Genomic DNA, 16,244 nt, shown 5'->3' with positions numbered 1-16,244 from the left:
CAACAGAGCCAGATGACTATCCATCCCAGGATCTCATCAAGGGTGAACGGCCACCAGAGAAACGGCATCCTAGTATCGGGCATGGCTCATCTGCCCTCCAGCGATGCCTCGCCGCAGGCCAATTGATGGAGCCGTGTGACCATCGTCACCATGATGCGGCGAACCGAAATCGGAGCCCCTATCCGTGGATCGCACCACAGATCGGCATAGAGGTTCGCGTAGGCGCGGAAGAATGCGGATTGGTCGCGCATGCCTGACAGATTTTCGGCTTCGACCAATGCATCGACGGCCCGCGCCGCGGCAGCTATTGGCAATCCTGAACCCGGTAGGTCCGCCATGACAGTGCGACGTTGGGCTTCCACGGTAAAGCTCGAAAGACCGGACTCAAAGACCTGGATCAGATCTTCCCGCAGCTCTGTTCCGTCGAGCCGACCTGCGCGCCGGAAGGCGAGTGCAAGCAACTGGTCATCGGCCTGTGGCGATAGCTCCAATCTTTCGATCCGACTCAAGCCATCATCCTCAACGCGCTTTGCGATCAGGATGCCGGAGGGCAGGCGCAGCACCTCATACGCACGCCGCGCGGCCCGCTCTATCAAGCCGACCAAAAGGCCGGCCTGACATACGCTATTATTCGACAATTTCTTCTCCATCGGATGGACCCAAACCAGCGGTTCACGCCGCTGTCGGCGGGTCAGGGTCCTCCTCATCCTGGATTGGCAGGGTTGGCTTGCGGCGGGACGCAAAGGGCACAACGACTCTTTCGTCCGCGATCTGCGCCTTATCGCCACCCGCCTCGCCTTTCGCGGACGCCACATCTTGTCGAATTATATTCATGTCATGCTCCTGGCGGCGATCGCCGCCTTCATCGACCTATGGGAAGGGTGATGACCCCGAGCCCTGCAATGGACTCGGGGAGGCTAGCCTCGGAGCTGGCGGCCTGCGTGGTGCGTCAAGCGCCCAATGGACACAATATCAGACATATCGCCACTCAAGATGGACCTTATGGAGTCGATGTCAATCCATTGCCCTGATCTTGACTAATCCTGCTGGAATACCGATCTTCTTGTTATGAGCAGCTTTTCTTCCCGACGCTCTCGTGAGCTTCACGCCGGCAGCATCGTCGCGGGCTCTTGAGCCCCGGCCGGTGCCGGCCTTCGCTGGCACGACCGGGGCCACTCCTGTCCCCTTGATGTAAGCCGCCGACTGCTCGTTTCTCTGGACCGACCTGCGGCCGACGGCATAGACCGGAGGTTAGAATGTTGGACTCCTTTGTGGTGGAAGCCAATCGTCGCGTGGTAGGCATCGCCATCCGCTGTCGCGGAGGCTATAAGTTTCATGCGTCAGAACCTGAATTTCGCGCGCTTGATAAGCAGACGTTTCGCCGCGCGAAGAACCTGGCGCACGGCGTCGCGGAGTATGCCCGGAAACTGCTGAAAGCGGGCGACCCAGCAAAGCTTACACTCCATTAAGCCGCGTTTGTACGGCTCACTGTCCCGCCGGAGCTGCATGCCCTCGCATGCGGCTCCGCTACGTCGATAGGCTCCCATGTCATTTCCCAGATCAAACACGGGGCCCCCTCCCGCAAAACGAGCGCCGGCTCGAACGTCGGCCGATGTCGCCAGCCTCCCACGCGCTTTGTCCAAGCTTGGCTTTTGTTCGCGAACCGAAGCCTCAGCGCTGATCGAGGCGGGCCGTGTTATGGTCGATGGCCGCGTTGCACGATCGATGCGGCAAAGAGTAAATCTGAAGACGGCGCGGATCGTCGTTGATGGCGAGCGCCTGCGCGAGGAACCCAAAATCTATCTGAAACTCAACAAGCCCCGCGGATATGTCACCACTTATCGCGATCCGAGCGGCCGTCCCACCGTATATGACTGCATGGCCGACGACCTGCCGTTCCTGTTCCCCGTGGGACGCCTCGATCGAGCAAGCGAGGGGCTACTGCTCATGACGAACGACACTCTATGGTCCGAGCGCCTTCTCAATCCCCTGAATGGGGTGAGGAAGTGCTACCATGTCAAGGTCGACCGTGCGCTCGAGCCGGACGACCTCGTCGCCATCGCCCATCCGGTCGACGATGGCGCGGAGACATTGACCACAGCATCCGTGCGCCTGCTTCGCCGCGGACCGCGCAGCTCTTGGCTGGAGATAGTTCTAACCGAGGGCCGCAATCGTCAGATTCGCCGGATCCTCGCTGCTAACGGGCTGAACGTCATGCGCCTGGTGCGCGTGGCGTTTGCGGGTCTGTCGCTTGGCGACTTACCTAAGGGCGGCACCGCCATGTTCGACGGCGTGGAAGCATTGCGCTCGATCGGGTTTTCTTGCGAGCCTGTAGTGTGAGAGAGATCAGCCGCTTCACCGTCTGGGCGCTGTGCGCTGCCATCGCGCTGGTCGCCTTTGCGCTCGCGCCGCATCATCATGGCTTGTGGAGCCTGGCCGTGGCCGCGACCGTGCTGGTTGCCGTGGGCGCCTGGGACTGGCGACAGCCCAAACATAGCTTGCGGCGCAATTATCCGATTATCGCGCATGTCCGCTGGCTTGTGGAAGCCGTCCGGCCTGCGCTGCGTCAGTATCTTTTCGAGGCGGATGAGGAGGCTGTGCCCTTTTCGAGGGCACAGCGATCGCTGGTCTATCGGCGCGCCAAGGTGGAGCAGGACGATCAGCCGTTCGGCACGTTGCTTGACGTCTATCAGGACGGGTACGAATTCATCAGCCACTCGCTCCGGCCAGTCGAGCTTCCCGATCCCAGCACTTTTCGGATCGTCATAGGGGGCGGTCAATGCGCGGCCCCCTATAGCGCGTCGATCCTCAATATCTCGGCAATGAGTTTCGGCGCGCTGTCGGCCAATGCGATCCGTGCCCTCAACCGGGGCGCGAAGCTTGGCGACTTTTATCATGATACCGGCGAAGGCAGCATCAGCCCCCATCATCGCGAAGGCGGAGGTGATCTGGTGTGGGAGATCGGGAGCGGCTATTTCGGCTGCCGCGATACGCTCGGCCGCTTCGAGCCTCAGAGTTTTGCAGCGCAGGCCGCCTCTGAACAGGTGCGTATGATCGAGCTCAAGCTCAGTCAGGGCGCGAAGCCTGGCCATGGCGGCATTCTCCCGGCTGCCAAGGTCACCCCTGAGATCGCCGCAACGCGCCATGTCCGAGCGGGGCAGGATTGCATTTCTCCCGCGCGCCATTCCGCCTTTTCCACGCCTCTGGAGATGATGATGTTCATCGCGGAGCTGCGGTCGCTCTCGGGTGGCAAGCCCGTTGGCTTCAAACTCTGCATCGGCCATCCCTGGGAGTTCATGGGGATAGTGAAGGCGATGTTGGAAACCGGGATCTTCCCCGACTACATTGTCGTCGACGGCGCCGAGGGCGGCACCGGCGCCGCGCCTTCGGAATTCTCGAACCATATCGGCGTCCCCATGCGTGAGGGCTTGTTGTTCGTCCACAATGTGCTGACGGGTGCGGGTATCCGCGACCGCATCAGTATCGGCGCGGCGGGCAAGATCATCAGCGCCTTCGACATCGCAAGCGTGCTCGCCATCGGCGCGGACTGGGTGAACAGCGCGCGCGGCTTCATGTTCGCGCTCGGATGCGTGCAATCGCTGTCCTGCAACACCAACGACTATTCTGCCCGTGCGACGACGCTGCGCGAGCATCGCGCCGAGATCGAAGCGTATCTTGGTCTGCGCGCCTTTGACCGGATCGACGTACGATCGACGCTGGCACTGGGATCAGAGATCGCCACCTCGACCGATCGGGGCGAGGCGATCGTCGCCGGCATGGTCAATCGCCTGCGGCTCGACCGGATTGTTCTGCCTGCGGCATCGACGCTGGAACGGCTCGCCCTCATCGTGCGGGCCCATGCACGCAAGGCCGCCCATGCCGGACTGATCCGCGATTGCTCGGCCGATCAGGAAGCGGCACTCGAACGCCTGATCGCATCCGATGACAATGGTCGCACCCGTCTGGGATGGCTACGCGAATGGCCGGAAGCGCCATCGGCGTCGAACCTGAAGGGGATCGTCGAACGGCTCGACGCGGTGCGCGGCATCGGGATCGCAACCGATCGGGCACGACGTATCCATGCCGCCCGCTATGCCGTCATCGCCCGGACCGCCGGCATCGTCACTGCGCAACACCTCCGGCGTCTCGAACGCCCGCGCCGACTCGCGATGCTGGTCGCCTCCATGATCGAGATGGAGGCGGCGCTGACCGATGCCGCCTTGGTCATGGTCGAGAAGATGGTGGGGGCGCTGTTCCGCCGCGCCGACCGTACCCGGTCCGACCGGCTGCTCGGGCAGGCACGGATGCTGAAAGACACGGCGCGCTTTCATGTCCGGCTCGGCCGCTTGCTGGTCGATGCACGCGCGAGCGGACGCGACGCCTTTCGCACGATCGATGACCGGGTGGGCTGGGATCAGCTCGAACGCAGCATCCGCTTCGCCGAGGATCTGACGCGTGCGGCCGATGACGGTCTGGAGGAAGTGGTCGAACGCTACCCTGCCGTGCGGCGGTTCGCCCCGACCTTCCTCGCCGCCTTCACCTTCCGGACCGCGAGATCGGGCGATCCGCTGCTCGGCGCGATCGAGGCGCTGCGAACGATGTACCGCGACGGCCGATCGGTCCTGCCGAAGCGTGTGCCGACCAGCTTCATCAAGCCACGCTGGCACAAGGTCGTGCAGCCGGCCGAAGGGACAATCGACCGCCGCGCCTATGAGATCGCGGTGATCGTCCACCTGCGCGAACGGCTCGGATCAGGCAGCATCTGGGTAGATGGCAGCCGCGCCTATCGCACGCTGGACGATTACCTGCTGCCGGTGCCCGCCTTTGAGACGATGCGCACCGATAGCGATCTGCGCCTCGCCGTGCCGTCCCGTTTTTCTCAATGGTATGAGGAACGGCGCGCGATGCTGACCCAGCGCATGACCGAGGTGGAGCGCGCAGCCGCGGCCGGCGAACTGGTCGACGTAACGATCGAGCGCGGGCAGTTGTTGATCTCGCCGATCCGGCGATCTCCGTCCGACGATGCCGAGGCGCTGAAGGCCCGGCTCTACGCGATGCTGCCGCGTGTCCGCATTACGGACCTGCTGGTTGAGGTCGCCGCGTGGTCGGGCTTTGCCGACCGTTTCGTTCATGCCCGCAGTGGCGAGCCGGCCTCTGACCAGTCCGCGCTGATGGGGTCGATCCTCGCCGATGCGACCAATCTCGGCCTCGGGCGCATGGCGGAAAGCTCGCGTGGGCTGACATTGTCACGCCTGCGCTGGACTGCGGAATGGCATGTGCGCGATGAAACGTACCTGTCGGCGCTGGCGGCGATCGTAGACTGCCACACCGCGCATCCGCTCGCCCAGGTCTGGGGACCGGGCGACACATCGTCCTCGGACGGGCAGTTCTTCCGCGCCGGCGGTCAGGGCGAGGCGCGCGCCGATCGCAACGCCCGCTACGGCAGCGAACCCGGCGTGCTGTTCTACACCCACGTCACCGACCGCTTCACGCCGTTCCATACCAAGGTCATAGCCGCCAATGCTGGCGAGGCCGCGCATGTCCTCGACGGCCTGCTCGATCATGAGAGTGAACTGGTGATCCGCGAACATGCGACCGATACCGCCGGGGCGGTCGATCATGTCTTCGGCTTGTGCCATCTGCTCGGCTTCCGCTTCGCACCGCGTATTCGCGACCTCAACGAACGCCGCCTGTATAGCCTGTCGTCGCTCGATCCTTGGCCGACGCTGCGCCAACTTGTCGCGGGCCCGGTCAACGTGCGCGCGATCGAAGAGGATTGGGACGAGACGCTGCGGCTCGCCGCCTCGATCCGCGCCGGCACCGTCAGTGCCTCGGTCATGCTGCGCAAGCTGGCGGGTTTCCCGCGTCAAAACCCCGTCGCCCGCGCGCTGCGTGAGATCGGGCGGATTGAGCGCACACTGTTCATGCTCGACTGGTTCGACGATCCCGAACAGCGGCGTCGCACCGGCAGCATCCTCAACAAGGGTGAGGCCCGCAACGCGCTCGCCCGCGCCATCTTCTTCAACCGCCTCGGCGAACTGCGCGACCGCACCTTCGAGAACCAGCGCCATCGTGCCTCTGGCCTGACCCTGCTCACCGCGGCCGTCACGCTCTGGAACACCGTCTATCTCGACCGCGCCGTCCGGCATTTGCGCGCCAGCGGTGTCGAGGTGCTGGACGAACTGCTTGCCCATGTCGCGCCATTGGGCTGGGAGCATATCGGCCTCACTGGCGACTATCTGTGGAGCGAGATGGACAAGCCCCGCGAGCGGTTCAGGCCGCTCCGCCTCCATCGGAACGGTCGGGATGCTTAGCGTACGTTTTCGAACATTCTCTCACCGGCCCCCATAGAGAGCCGCCACCGCCCGGCCGATCCCGCTGTCAGCACCGGTTATGATCGCGACCTTGCCCGCGAGGCGATCGGAACCCTTGTAGCGCGGTTGCCACTCTGGCCGCGGATCGAGACCGCTCTCGTGACCCGGAAGCGCATCTTCGTGAATCATCCCCTGGGTATCGCTCATGGACATCTCCTTCTCACAAGAGAACTCGCCCACCGCGGATCGGTTCTCCGCCTTGGCGACGGAGCGAAACATTAGGAGCCCAGGCGCCGGTACAGGATGGAGGAAGCCACCGGGACGACGACGCGGCGAGGCGCCGTCATCGCGAGAATTCATCCCGGGCAACGCCATTCATGGTTGCGCGTTCTCGTCCCTGTGCCTCGAGGCATTCGAGGAACCCATCCTGAACGGTCGCGCACCGGGAAGGCGCAGATCAGCAGGAGATTATCGCATGACCGACATCGTCTTCGTCCACGGCATGTTCCAGAACCCCAAAAGCTGGGAAAACTGGATCCGTATGTTTAGCGACAAGGGGTACAACTGCCACGCCCCGGCCTGGCCGCTGCATGAAGGTGATCCGCGCTCGCTGCGCGATAATCCGCCGCCGGGTCTGGGCGAACTTCGCCTCAAGGATGTCATCGCATCTATCGAGGCTACGGTGCGTGGCCTCGACCGCCCGGTGATGATCGGCCATTCGGTGGGCGGTCTCATTACCCAGATCCTGTTGAGCCGGGGACTGCTGTCGGCCGGGGTGGCGATCGATTCCGTCGCGCCCAATGCCATGGTCGACTTCGACTGGGGCTTTCTCAAGAACAGCGCGATCATCGCCAACCCGCTGAAGGGTGACGAACCGATCTACATGGATGCCAAGACCTTCCACGGCGCATTCGCCAACAGTTTGAGCGAAGGGGAGGCAGAGCGCGCGTTCGAAGCGACGGCGACGCATGACAGCCGCAATATCCTGCGCGACTGCATGGGCGAGGACGGCCGGATCGATCTCGACGCGCCGCACGCGCCCTTGCTGCTGATCGGCGGTGAGGAGGACGAGATCATTCCGGCGCATCTGACCGAGAAGAACCACAGGGCCTATAAGGATGAGGGGAGCGTTGCGGAGTTCGTGTCCTTTCCAGGCCGGAGCCACTTCATCTGCAACGAGCCCGGCTGGGAAGAGGTCGCGCAGACGGCGCTCCAGTTCATCGAGCGCAACGGCGTTCGTGCCGGATCTGGCGCCCGCAGCATTGAACCGATGAGCCCGTCCTGATTTGACGGGGGAGGGGCTGTCTCGTTGAGAACGGCCCCTTCCATTGTCCGACGGTTGCGGAGGGCCGGGCGAGCCCTTCCGCCGATTATCAAGGACGCCCCTTGGTGCCTCTCAGGATAGCCGCGCGATCGTGACCATCCGGACGAGGTCGGACAAGGTCTTTGCCTGCATTTTCATCATGACATTGGCGCGGTAGACCTCGACCGTCCTCGCGCTGATCTCCAGGTCATAGGCGATCGCCTTGTTAGCCTGGCCCGCGACGAGGCCGTCCATGACCTCGCGCTCGCGCGGGCTGAGCGTGGCGATGCGGTCGAGGATGGCCTGCCTTTCGGCGGCGGAGGCGGCATCTCCCGCGGTGCGAGCCAGCGCGTTGCGGATCGCGCTCAGCATGACCTCGTCATCGAACGGCTTTTCGATGAAGTCCGCCACGCCGGCTTTCATGGCCTGGATCGCCAGCGGGACGTCGGCGTGGCCGGTCACGACGATGACAGGGACTCCTGCGCCCCCGTGCTGCAGCTTTTCGGCCAGCTCGATCCCGGTCATCCCCGGCATGCGCACGTCGGTCACGAGGCAGGCGCCGGCGAGCGGCGGCGATGATTTGAGGAAAGCGTCTGCCGAAGCATAGGAGCGCACCCGTATCCCCGCCACATCGAGGAGAAATTCCAGTGAATGCCGGACGCTATCGTCGTCATCGATCACATAAACGATCGGGTCACTCGCCATCGTCTGGCCCTTCCTTGTCCGCCTTGGGCAGCGTGAAGCCGAACACGGCCCCGCCGCCTTCATGAGATTCCGCCCAGATGCGCCCGCCATGGGCCTCGACGATCGTGCGCGAGATCGACAGGCCTACACCCATGCCGGTGCGTTTCGTGGTGATGAATGGTTGAAACAGCCGGTCGGCCACATCGGCCGCGATGCCCGGGCCGGTATCGGCGACCGTCACCCGCGCCATGTCGGTGTCGGCCGGCGCGATGGCGATCGTCAACGCGCGTGGCCCCGACCCGGTCCCGGCCATGGCGTCAATGGCATTGCGAACGAGGTTGAGCACCACCTGCTGGATCTGCACCTTGTCCGCGAGCACAAGGTCGATCTCAGGGCTGAAGTCATGCTGGACGCGTATGCCATGCTCCTTGGCGCCGACGAGCGCCAGCGCGCTCGCCTCCTCGACGAGCTTCGGCAGGCTTTCGACTGTTCGTTCGGTTTCGCCGCGCGCGACGAAATCGCGCAGCCGGCGGATGATTTCCCCGGCGCGCAGCGCCTCGGCGGCGGCGCGGCCGACCGCATCGATAACCCGGTCGTTGCGATCCTCCTCGCGTTCAAGCAGCATCTTGCTGCCCTTGAGATAGTTGGCGATGGCGGAGAGGGGCTGGTTCAGTTCATGGGCGAGGGCCGAGGCCATTTCACCCAAGGCGGTCAGCCGCGAGACGTGAACGAGTTCGCTCTGCAGTTCCTGCAGCCTCGCCTCGGCATGTTGGCGCTCGGTGAGATCGCGGATGAAGCCGGTGAAGAAGCGCTGTCCGTTGGCCTGGACTTCTCCGACGGCGAGTTCGAGCGGAAAGGTCGATCCGTCGCGGCGCTCGCCGACGACGACACGGCCCTTGCCGATGATGCGGCGCTCTCCGGTCTGGTAATAGCGATCGAGATAGCCATCATGGGCTGCGCGGTAGGGCTCGGGCATCAGGAGCCGGACGTTGCGGCCCGCGATCTCCTGCGCCTTCCAGCCGAACATCCGTTCCGCGGCAGGGCTGAAGTCACGAATGAGTCCCGCAGCATCGATCACCACCATGGCGTCGGGGACGGTGTCGAGGATCGAGCGCAGATGCGCCTCTCGGCTGGCGAGGCCGGCAGCAGCCTCGTCCGAAGCCAGACGGGCTCGCTGAAACCACTCGCCCCCCAGCGCGATGGCGAGCCCGATCGCCACGAAGGCCACCGCGGCAATCACGCTGCCTTCCTCGATCGGGCCTGTCAGGTGGTCGCACCACAGGCCGGCGGCTGCGCCGGCCAGCGAAGCCATCGCGCCGACGCGAAGGCCTGACAGGGCGCTCGCAGCAACCACGCCCGGGACGAAGAAGATGAAGGTCGCGCGCGCGCCGAGCTGATCGGCAAACAGGAGCCGCACCGCGAGGCCGCCGGCGATCGCGAGCAGCGCGACGCCCAGGGCAGCGGGCAGGGCGAGCCGCGGCAGGAGCCGGCTTGCACCATTGCCGCGGGCCACCTCCGGAAAGTCCCTTAGGGGCACTGCGGTAGGGACATCATCCAAATTTTCGTCCTTCCTTTCCCCGTCTACTTACGGCCCATCAGCGGCGCCCCGTCAATCGCGTCGCCATCGGAGACACGACAATGACTGCACCGTTCATCGATCTGGGCGTTCACCACAAGGCCAGCGGACTTTCCGACAAGGTCGCGCTCGGCTTCACCAAGGTCTTGCGCTGGTGCGCGGACACCTTTTTTGCCCAGCGCTATGGTCACCGGGCCGTCGTGCTCGAGACCGTCGCTGCGGTGCCCGGCATGGTCGGTGCGACGATCAACCACCTCGCCTGCCTGCGCCGCATGTGCGACGACAAGGGCTGGATCAAGACGCTCATGGACGAGGCCGAAAATGAGCGCATGCACCTCATGACCTTCATCGAGATTTCCAAGCCGACCTGGTTCGAGCGGGCCGTGATCATCGGCGTGCAATGGGTGTTCTATGTCTTCTTCTTTGCTCTCTATCTCTTGAGCGCCAAGACGGCCCACCGCGTCGTCGGCTATTTCGAGGAAGAGGCGGTGATCAGCTACACGCTCTATCTCGCGGAAATCGACGAGGGCCGCAGCGCCAATGTGCCGGCGCCCGAGATTTCCAAGCGGTACTGGGGGCTGCCCGAGGACGCCACCTTGCGCGACGTGGTGCTGGTCGTCCGCGCGGACGAGGCGCACCACCGCGACGTCAACCACGGCTTCGCCAATGAACTGGGCGGGTTGCCGGTTGGAGCCGTCGCGCAGTGCCCGCCCCACGCCGAGCTCGTCCCCAACTGGAAGAAAGCCGCCTGACCTCGGCCTGACTGCGGAAGGACACGACATGGTCTTGGATCGCCCGGTCCTGCTGTTCGAAAGCGATCAGCCTGTCCTGTCCTCCCTGCAGTTCGCCCTGAGCCTCGAGGGGTTCCTGCCCGCGGATGGCAATGTGCCGGGCGCTGATCCCGCGGCGACCGAATGTCTCGTCATCGACCAGCGATATCGCACCGATGGGATCGGCTTTCTGCAGGAGCTGCGGGACAAGGGTGTCGCCGTGCCGGCAATCCTGCTGGCGACCAATCCCTCGCGGGAACTCCGGCGACGGATGAAGCCGCTCGGAGCGGTCCTGATCGAAAAGCCGCTGCTCGGCAACGAGCTTACCGATGCCCTCCTGACCATCATCGCTTCCACCAAGGCCGCCTGACATGTCCGCTTGCTCCCTCGACGAAACCGCCATCGACCTGCTCGTGCCTGCCTTCTATGCCCGCGTCCGGGCGGATGCGTTGCTCGGGCCGATCTTCGAGAGTGCCATCGACGACTGGCCCCATCACCTGGCGAAGCTGAAGGATTTCTGGTCGTCGGTGATGCTGGCAAGCGGGCGCTACAAGGGCCAGCCGATGCCCGCCCATATCCGTCACGAAAGGGCGCTGAGTGAGGAGGCCTTTGCTCGCTGGCTCGCGATCTGGCGAGAGACCACGGACGAACTTCTCGCGCCGGCCGTCGCCAGGGCGTTCCAGGACAAGGCGGCCCGCATCGCCGAAAGCCTTCAGCTGGGAATGCAGTTTCATCGCGAACGGAGCGCCGCATGACTGCCGCGATCCTAGCGAACGCCAAACCGTACAAGCGCACCGCGACCTTTACCGAAACCACCATTCCGGCAGGCCTTCTGGGCGACCATTCGACCAAGGAGGGCACTTGGGGCCTGATCCGGGTGGAAGAGGGCGCGCTTCACTATGTGGTGACAGACGAGCGCCGGCCGCCTTCGGAGCAGATCCTCACCGCCGCGGGCGAGCCGGGCGTGGTCGAACCGACCATCCTGCACCATGTAGCGCCGGTCGGCCCGGTCCGCTTCCACGTCGAATTTCTAAGGGTGGATTGATCGCCTGACTGGCACATCCTCTCGTCCCAACCTCGATAGCCTATCAAGGAGTTCCCTTATGCGTACTGCCTCCCCCGCCGCCATGGAGATCGTCAAGGCGACGGCTCCCGCTCTCGAAAAGCACGGCGTCGAGATCACCACGGCCATGTATGCCCGGCTGCTGCAGGATCCCGAGATCGCCGCCATGTTCGATCGCGCGGCGCAGGAAAGCGGTGAGCAGCCGCGCCGGCTGGCCGGCGCGATCCTAGCCTATGCCAAGAATATCGACAAGCTCCAGAACCTTGGAAGCGCCGTGCAGCGCATGGTCGCCCGGCACGTCGAGACCGGCGTCAGGCCAGAGCATTATCCCCATGTCGCGGCCGCTCTCCTTCCGGCGATCCGTGAGGTGCTGGGCGCCGAAGTCGCCACGGACGATGTGCTGGCCGCCTGGGGCGAGGCCTATTGGATGCTCGCCGACATTCTCATCGCTGCTGAAGCCCAGGCCTATGAAGAGGCCAGCGCGGCCTGATCGGTCGCGGGGGGGCATCCTTTCCCGAGGCAGCCGACAGGAGAGCTTTAACCAAGTTGCGATATCGCGAGTCCATGCCCGCAGCTGTCCGTCTTCTCCGCGTTTCTGTGCCACGGCAGTATCTTTGGCCGCTCCTGTCGCTGCTCGGCGTATGCTTCGGTTTCATCTTCCTGCTCATCTTCCTGAGCACCCGCGCGCAGGATGCCCAGCAGCTCGAGCGGGAGCGGCAGGCGCTCGGGGGTGTGTTCGCCACCGCTTCCGCGATGGTGCAGCACGATCTGCAGGATTACGCCAAATGGGACGATGCCGTGCGGCACATCGGCTCGAGGTTCGATGCGGCCTGGATGGATGACAATGTCGTGGCCTATCTGGGCCGCACCCAGGGATATTCCGACATCTTCGTGCTCGGCGCGGACGATCGGACCCTTTACAGCTTCAAAGACCGAAAGATCGCCGCGAACACCGCTCACCTGCGTCTTGGCGCCGACTTCGTCCGCTCGATCGCCGAAGTGAGGCGCTTGCCGCCTGAGGGCAGCCCGATCGTCAGTGGCTTCACGCGCTCGGGCCACCAGGTCATGGTCTATGCCACGGCCGCCGTGGTGCCCTTGACGGGTAAGATCGCGGCGCCCCGAGGGCCGACCCGCCTTCTGGTCATCGCCCGCCACGTCGACGAGGCGTTCTTGGCGGACCTCACGAGCGAACTCAATGTCCACGATGTGCGGATGACGCTGGGGACCCGGACAGCGGGAATGGACGCCATCGCCATCAAGGGCCGGTCGGGCGAACGGATCGCCTGGCTGGAATGGCGGTCGCATCATCCGGGTGCATCGCTGAGGCAGCATCTGGTGCCGGCGATCCTGGCGGTGGCTTTCGTCGCCTTTCTGGCAGCCGGCCTAATTCTTCGCCGGGGCAGCCAGTCGATCGAGGCTTTGCGCGCAAGCGAGCTTCTTGCCCGGCATCTGTCGGATCACGATACCTTGACCGAACTGCCCAATCGCCGCGCGCTAGGGGAGCGGCTGGACGAGCTTGTCGCGGCAAGGCAAGGACTGGCCCTGCTGTTCCTCGATCTCGACGGGTTCAAGGACGCCAATGATGTCTACGGCCATAGTGCCGGCGATCTCCTGCTCAAGGAAGCCGCCGGTCGCCTGAAGGCCGCGGCGGGAGAGGCCTTCATCGCGCGCGCGGGCGGCGACGAGTTTGCCGTTCTCTTGGGATCGCCATCGCCTGGCGCGGCGGCCGCGACATGCGAGGCCATTCTCGAAGCGTTCTCGACGCCTTTCAAGGTTGGCGCCTACAGCATCACGATCGGGACCAGCATCGGTTATTTCGAGACCGACGCATCCTGCGACGGCGCGGAAGAGCTCATTCGCAAGGCAGACGTCGCCATGTATGCCGCCAAGGATGCGGGCAGGCACTGCGCGCGGGTCTACCACCCCTCGCTCGACGAAAGCCATGAACGGCGCCAGCGGCTCGAGCAGGATCTCAAGCGCGCGGTCGAGGACGAAGAGATTTATGTCCGCTATCAGCCGATCGTGGATGCGCAGTCGGGTGAAGTCGTCGCCGTCGAGGCGCTGGCGCGCTGGTCTCATCCTGTCCATGGCGATGTTCCGCCCGACGTGTTCATTCCGATCGCCGAAATCAGCGGGCTCATCAACGCCATCGGCCGCCAGGTGCTTCTCCATGCCTGCCGGGAAATGCGCGAGACCGGGCTCGATCTGGCCGTCAACCTGTCGCCGGCGCAATTCTGGGATGGCAATCTCTACGACGAGGTTCAGCAGGTCCTGGAACGGACCGGGTTTCCTCCCGAGCGACTGGAGCTGGAAATCACGGAAAGCTTGCTGCTGCGCCGTCCCCAGGTCGCCGCGGCGGTGATCGACCGGCTGCGCTCACTCGGTATCCGCATGGCGCTCGACGACTTTGGCACGGGGTTCGCGAGCATCGCCTATCTACAGCAACTCACGATCGACCGGCTCAAGATCGACAGGTCGTTCCTTGCTCCGCTGGAATCGCAGCCTGACATGCGAGAGGTGCTGATCTCCATCGTCGGCCTGGCGAAGGCCTATCATCTTGAAGTCTGTGCCGAAGGGGTCGAGACGCCGGGACAGGCGCAGCTTGCGCGCATCGCGGGTTGCGGCCGCTTGCAAGGTTGGCTGTTTGGGCGTCCGCAAGCCGCGAGCGCGTTCCAGACCGTGGCGTTGCGAGCTTAGGAGCGCGAGGGAAGCGGTCGGCCGGTCAACGACTGCGCCGATCCTGCGGAACGATCATGGCCGAACGACGGGCGAGCAATGGGCCGCCTCGATGCGCCACTGATCGCCCGGCAGCCGGTGCCAGCAGCGCGTATAGGCGAAGGTGCCGCTGAAAGGTTGCGCGTCGTATGATCCCGACAACTGGACCGTGACGCAGACCACCGCGCTGTCGCCCAGGAGGCGAATGAGGGCTGGCTCGATGGGGTCCAGTTGTTCGATGCAAAGCAGGCCGGACTGGTGAGCGCCGAGATCATCGCCCTTGTCGAGCCGCACGCCGACCTGGTTGGTAAAAATCAGATCGGGGCTGAGCAGGGCATCGAGGGTCGTCACATCGCTGGCAAGCATCGCCGCGCGAAGCCGGCCTTCGGCATGCTCGATCTGCGCGCAGTCGTCCATAAGCAGGCCTGCCCCAAAGTCGGTTGAAAGGGGAGGGCGGTCAACGGCCGCCCAGGATCGATCCCAATATGCCGCCGAGTCCGCCGGCTGATGCGGCGCTCCCGGAGGACCCGCCGCTACCGGCGAGCGCACCGGCAATGCTGCCGAGAATGGATTCCAGTCCGCCCTGCTGCCCCCCGGAGCGCTTGGCGAGGTGCCCCGCGACGAGCATCGCGAGGATAGGGAGCATCTTCTTGAGGATCGCGGGATCGAGGCCAGTGGCTTGCGATGCTTGCCCGGCGACCTCCCGGCTGACGTCCTTCGAGCCGAACAGGCTCGCCAGCAGTTGATTGCCAAGGCCGGTGTCAGTGGGGTTGGAGCCGACGACATTATCGATGAGCCCCGAGCCGCCCAGCGCCTGGACCTGCGCCGCCAGACCCGCCGGTTCAACCGGGGCCGCTGTCTTGCCGTTGATACTGCCGATGAGCGAGGGAAGAAGAGCCTGCGCCCCGCGTTCGGCATCTTCGCGTGAAATGCCAAGTTGCTGGGTCAAGGCGTCGAGGCTTCCTTCGGGAAGCAGATCGGCAAGGTTCATGTCACGTCTCCAATTCCATGTGGGGCGGGGCAGCGTTGCACCCAGGGGTGGGCATCATCGGTCAGGGCGTCAACAGGCTTTCAGCCGCGCCGATACTTGCGCAGCGATGAGGCGGACAGTTCGCTCAGCCCTGCGGCGCCAAAAGCGAGCGTGGCTACTTGGATCAAGGGCTACCGCGACGATGTCGCCGCGCCCTCGGCCCGCGAGGCGGCCAGCCAATAGAGGACCGCGGCGATAAGCCAGAGGCCGGCGAACAGAGCGCTGAATGTTCCGCCGCGCGCATCAATTTGTGCGCCCATCGCCGCGATGCCTGCCTGGGCAGCGGCAGCCGCGCCATGGGAGATCGCCATGCCCAGCGGCTTGAAGCGCGCCATCGCCGAGCCGATGAAGGCGATGATGGGCACGCCCGCGAAGAGGAGGTTGAAGGGATTGTCTTCCGACCCGATCATGCCGACCGCGAGATTTGCCCAGATCGTCAGGAAAACGGTGAGGAGCGATACCACGCCGGCCGCGCGGGACCATGGATTGGGCGAGCGCCGGACCAGCCATTCGGCGGCGAGCCCCGTTCCGCCGAGCATGAGGCCCATGACGAGGAAGTCGGTTTCGTCCCAACGCACCTGCGGGGTGTAGCTCATCGCGATGGCGGGGAGCGCGAGGAGGAGCAACGCGAGCCCCCAAGCCGAGATCCGCCACGGATTGAGCGCCTGCTTGAGCCTGCCATTGTCGGACGCTGCGTAACTATCGTTCCGATGATCATCCATGATATCGCCTCCATTCGAGATGAGATCATCAGGGTCGCGGAAAGACCGATGAGCGTCATGAGAAGCA

16 protein-coding genes and 1 pseudogene are annotated in these 16,244 nt (G+C 64.5%); 10 read left to right on the top strand and 7 right to left on the bottom strand.

Translation table 11 applies throughout. The annotated features are described in order from the left end of the window. Window positions 1–86: 86 nt before the first annotated feature. Window positions 87–707 (bottom strand): hypothetical protein, encoded by a 621-nt coding sequence (locus ACFFF7_RS09530; protein WP_379481123.1) that lies wholly within the window; start codon window positions 705–707, stop codon window positions 87–89. A gap of 549 nt (window positions 708–1,256) precedes the next feature. Here ACFFF7_RS09530 and ACFFF7_RS09525 point away from each other — a divergent pair. From ACFFF7_RS09525 to ACFFF7_RS09515, 3 genes are all read left to right on the top strand, one after another. After that, window positions 1,257–1,469: a hypothetical protein gene (locus tag ACFFF7_RS09525; protein WP_379481122.1), complete on the top strand. Its 213-nt coding sequence runs from the start codon at window positions 1,257–1,259 to the stop codon at window positions 1,467–1,469. 166 nt (window positions 1,470–1,635) lie between these two features. After that, window positions 1,636–2,340, top strand: a complete 705-nt coding sequence (locus tag ACFFF7_RS09520; protein ID WP_379481121.1) for a pseudouridine synthase — start codon at window positions 1,636–1,638, stop codon at window positions 2,338–2,340. Window positions 2,341–2,423: 83 nt separating this feature from the next. Beyond that, window positions 2,424–6,314, top strand: coding sequence for a Tn3 family transposase (locus tag ACFFF7_RS09515; protein ID WP_379481160.1), 3,891 nt, complete (start codon window positions 2,424–2,426; stop codon window positions 6,312–6,314). A 33-nt stretch (window positions 6,315–6,347) separates the two neighbouring features. Here the strand turns inward: ACFFF7_RS09515 and ACFFF7_RS09510 are convergent. Beyond that, window positions 6,348–6,521: pseudogene (locus tag ACFFF7_RS09510) on the bottom strand (NAD(P)-dependent oxidoreductase); the annotation flags it as partial. A gap of 268 nt (window positions 6,522–6,789) precedes the next feature. Here ACFFF7_RS09510 and ACFFF7_RS09505 point away from each other — a divergent pair. Next, window positions 6,790–7,599, top strand: a complete 810-nt coding sequence (locus ACFFF7_RS09505; protein WP_379481120.1) for an alpha/beta hydrolase — start codon at window positions 6,790–6,792, stop codon at window positions 7,597–7,599. A 111-nt stretch (window positions 7,600–7,710) separates the two neighbouring features. On the opposite strand, the gene fixJ is transcribed toward ACFFF7_RS09505, so the two are convergent. Both fixJ and ACFFF7_RS09495 read right to left on the bottom strand, forming a co-directional pair. Continuing rightward, entirely contained in the window at window positions 7,711–8,322 is a 612-nt protein-coding gene (fixJ, locus tag ACFFF7_RS09500; RefSeq protein WP_095687323.1) for a response regulator FixJ, read from the bottom strand. Beyond that, complete coding sequence (locus ACFFF7_RS09495) at window positions 8,312–9,814, bottom strand: sensor histidine kinase (RefSeq protein WP_379481119.1); 1,503 nt, start codon at window positions 9,812–9,814, stop codon at window positions 8,312–8,314. Before ACFFF7_RS09495 ends, fixJ begins: the two co-directional genes overlap by 11 nt. Before the next feature lie 125 nt (window positions 9,815–9,939). Here ACFFF7_RS09495 and ACFFF7_RS09490 point away from each other — a divergent pair, with 125 nt between their 5' ends. The 6 genes from ACFFF7_RS09490 (at window position 9,940) to ACFFF7_RS09465 (ending at window position 14,407) form a co-directional block, all read left to right on the top strand. Continuing rightward, on the top strand, window positions 9,940–10,629 hold the full coding sequence (locus ACFFF7_RS09490) for an alternative oxidase (protein ID WP_379481118.1): 690 nt from the start codon (window positions 9,940–9,942) through the stop codon (window positions 10,627–10,629). Between the two features lie 28 nt (window positions 10,630–10,657). Then, entirely contained in the window at window positions 10,658–11,017 is a 360-nt protein-coding gene (locus ACFFF7_RS09485) for a response regulator (protein WP_379481117.1), read from the top strand. A 1-nt stretch (window position 11,018) separates the two neighbouring features. After that, window positions 11,019–11,402 carry a group III truncated hemoglobin gene (locus tag ACFFF7_RS09480; protein WP_379481116.1) on the top strand — a complete coding sequence of 128 codons (384 nt, stop codon included), beginning with the start codon at window positions 11,019–11,021 and terminating at the stop codon, window positions 11,400–11,402. After that, a complete protein-coding gene (locus ACFFF7_RS09475; protein ID WP_379481115.1) occupies window positions 11,399–11,692 on the top strand; it encodes a TehB family protein in 294 nt (97 codons plus the stop codon). The genes ACFFF7_RS09480 and ACFFF7_RS09475 overlap by 4 nt, the downstream gene beginning before the upstream one ends. Before the next feature lie 58 nt (window positions 11,693–11,750). Next, window positions 11,751–12,200, top strand: a complete 450-nt coding sequence (locus ACFFF7_RS09470) for a globin domain-containing protein (RefSeq protein WP_379481114.1) — start codon at window positions 11,751–11,753, stop codon at window positions 12,198–12,200. A gap of 74 nt (window positions 12,201–12,274) precedes the next feature. Continuing rightward, on the top strand, window positions 12,275–14,407 hold the full coding sequence (locus ACFFF7_RS09465) for a putative bifunctional diguanylate cyclase/phosphodiesterase (RefSeq protein WP_379481113.1): 2,133 nt from the start codon (window positions 12,275–12,277) through the stop codon (window positions 14,405–14,407). A gap of 54 nt (window positions 14,408–14,461) precedes the next feature. Here ACFFF7_RS09465 and ACFFF7_RS09460 read toward each other — a convergent pair whose 3' ends face one another. From ACFFF7_RS09460 to ACFFF7_RS09450, 3 genes are all read right to left on the bottom strand, one after another. Beyond that, window positions 14,462–14,842, bottom strand: coding sequence for a nuclear transport factor 2 family protein (locus ACFFF7_RS09460; protein WP_379481112.1), 381 nt, complete (start codon window positions 14,840–14,842; stop codon window positions 14,462–14,464). Between the two features lie 40 nt (window positions 14,843–14,882). After that, window positions 14,883–15,416, bottom strand: coding sequence for a DUF937 domain-containing protein (locus tag ACFFF7_RS09455; RefSeq protein ID WP_379481111.1), 534 nt, complete (start codon window positions 15,414–15,416; stop codon window positions 14,883–14,885). Between the two features lie 170 nt (window positions 15,417–15,586). Beyond that, entirely contained in the window at window positions 15,587–16,177 is a 591-nt protein-coding gene (locus tag ACFFF7_RS09450) for a hypothetical protein (protein ID WP_379481110.1), read from the bottom strand. Between the last annotated feature and the right edge of the window lie 67 nt (window positions 16,178–16,244).

Source organism: Novosphingobium aquiterrae, from assembly GCF_042434435.1.
Classification (GTDB): Bacteria; Pseudomonadota; Alphaproteobacteria; order Sphingomonadales; family Sphingomonadaceae; genus Novosphingobium; species Novosphingobium aquiterrae.
This window is presented reverse-complemented; position numbering and strand designations above follow the sequence as displayed.